This window comes from Leucobacter sp. M11, from assembly GCF_035726885.1.
Classification (GTDB): Bacteria; Actinomycetota; Actinomycetes; order Actinomycetales; family Microbacteriaceae; genus JAPFRB01.
Map to the genome: position 1 here is coordinate 394,699 of NZ_JAPFRB010000002.1, position 2,039 is coordinate 396,737.

General features: G+C 67.8%; 3 protein-coding genes. All 3 read right to left on the reverse strand.

Going from position 1 to position 2,039, the window contains the following annotated elements; translation table 11 throughout:
* On the reverse strand, positions 1 to 308 hold a 308-nt coding region (locus OOT08_RS06175; RefSeq protein ID WP_442916187.1), incomplete at its 3' end, for a DUF7134 domain-containing protein.
* Between the two features lie 180 nt (positions 309 to 488).
* The gene (locus OOT08_RS06180; RefSeq protein WP_325091707.1) at positions 489 to 1,256 is read right to left on the reverse strand and encodes an amino acid ABC transporter ATP-binding protein; all 768 of its coding nucleotides are present in this window, start codon (positions 1,254 to 1,256) and stop codon (positions 489 to 491) included.
* A partial coding sequence (locus OOT08_RS06185) for an amino acid ABC transporter permease (protein WP_325091708.1) occupies positions 1,253 to 2,039 on the reverse strand: 787 nt, incomplete at its 5' end. The genes OOT08_RS06180 and OOT08_RS06185, both read right to left, overlap by 4 nt.

A 2,039-nucleotide genomic window follows, 5' to 3' on the forward strand; every position in this document is an offset into this window, starting at 1 on the left:
GTGCGCACCCGCTTCGAGCCGTAGCGGGCCACGGAGTAGAGCACCGCCAGGATCACGAGGTCCACAAACAGCACCGAGAACCCCGCCCCCATCTGCAGGAGCGCCGCGGCCCAGGCGAGGCCGAGCGAGAGCGGCGGCGAGAAGCGGCGGAAGGCCAGCGCCGTGCACAACAGCACGATCACGCCGAGCTCGGCGAGGCCCTGCGCCGTCGAGCGACCGCCGGTGAGCCCCATCATCAGGAGCATGAGGAACACACCGGCGATCACCGCATCAACGGCGATTCGCCACGGAGTCATCTGTCGGAACACACCTCACACGCTACGGCGTTTTCCCGACCGTTGCCCGCGGATCCGCCGCTGACGCCCAAGAATCATCCCGCAGGAGTACGCGGGCAGCGCCGCAGCGCGTCCGCGCAGCAGGTCCCCGCCGAGCGCGCGTGCGGGCGACGCTCGGCGGGGACCCTGTGTGACGGGGCGGCGGACCCGGGGCTAGATCACGCTGGCAACGAACTCCCGCGTTCTCGTCTCGATCGGGTTCCCCAGCACCTGCGCTGGCGGCCCGGTTTCCACGACGACGCCGTCCGCCATGAACACGACCTGATCCGCCATGTCGCGGGCGAACCCGAGCTCGTGCGTCACGACGATCATGGTCATTCCCTCCCGCGCGAGCTGCTTCATGACCGCGAGCACCTCCCCGACCAGCTCCGGGTCGAGCGCCGAGGTGGGCTCGTCGAACAGGATCAGTTTGGGCTTCATCGCGAGGGCCCGGGCGATCGCCACGCGCTGCTGCTGCCCGCCGGACAGCTCCTGCGGGTAGGCATCGGCCCGGTCCGCCAGGCCCACGCGCGCCAGGAGCTCGCGCGCCTCGCGAAGCACCTCGGCCTTCGGGCGCTTCTGCACGAAGAGCGGACCCTCCGCGATGTTCTCCAGCGCGGTTCGGTGCGGGAACAGGTTGAAGCGCTGGAACACCATTCCGGACTGTTGCCGCGTTTTCGCGATGTCGCGCTCCCGCTGTTCGACGAGTCGACCGCCGCGCTGGTCCACCCCGACGAGGGCTCCGTCGATCATGATGATCCCCGCGTCAACCGTCTCTAACCGGTTCAGGCAGCGCAGGAAGGTGGTCTTCCCCGAGCCGGACGGACCGATCAGGCAGGTCACGGAGCCCTCGACCACGGTCAGGGACAGGTCTTTCAAGACCTCGGTACCCCCGAAGGACTTTCGCACCCCTCGCGCCTCAACCATCACGGTGCCGCTCATGCCGCGACCTCCTCTCGGAGAGGAGCGGCCGCCGGGCGGCGGGTTCGCCGCGGCTGGAATCCGCGCCCGTAGCGGGTCTCCAGGCGGCCCTGGAAGAACGTCAGCACGGTGGTCATCGCCAAGTACCAGACGCTGGCCACCAGGAGCAGGGGGATCGTCTGATAGTTCTGCGAGTAAATAATCTGCGCCGAGTAGAGCAGGTCAGAGATCGCCAGCACGCTGACGAGCGAGGTGCCCTTCAGCATGGAAATCACCTGGTTTCCGGTGGGCGGAAGTACCACGCGCATGGCCTGGGGCAGGATGACGCGGCGCATCATCAGCCCCGAGCTCATGCCGATTGCCCGCCCCGCATCCCGCTGGCCGGGGTCAACGGAGCTGATCCCGGCCCGCACGATCTCCGCCATGTACGCGGCTTCGTTCAGGCTGAGCCCGAGCAACGCCGCCACGAGCGGGGTGATCAGCACATTTGCTTGCCCGAGTTCGATCGAGGGCCCACCGAAGGGCAGGCCGAGGGCAATCGTCGGATACAGCGCCGCGATGTTGTACCAAAAGATCAGCTGCACGAGCAGCGGGGTCCCGCGGAAGAACCAGATATATGCCTGGCTCACGAGGGACAGCACCGGGTTGCTGGACAACCGCATGATCGCGAGTACGACCCCGAGCACGGTGCCCGCCAGCATGGACACCACGGTGAGGACGATCGTGAGGAGCGCGCCCTGGAGAATCTCGGGCGCAAAGAGATACCGGCCAACGGTCGGCCAGCCGAAGCCCTCGTTGGTCGCC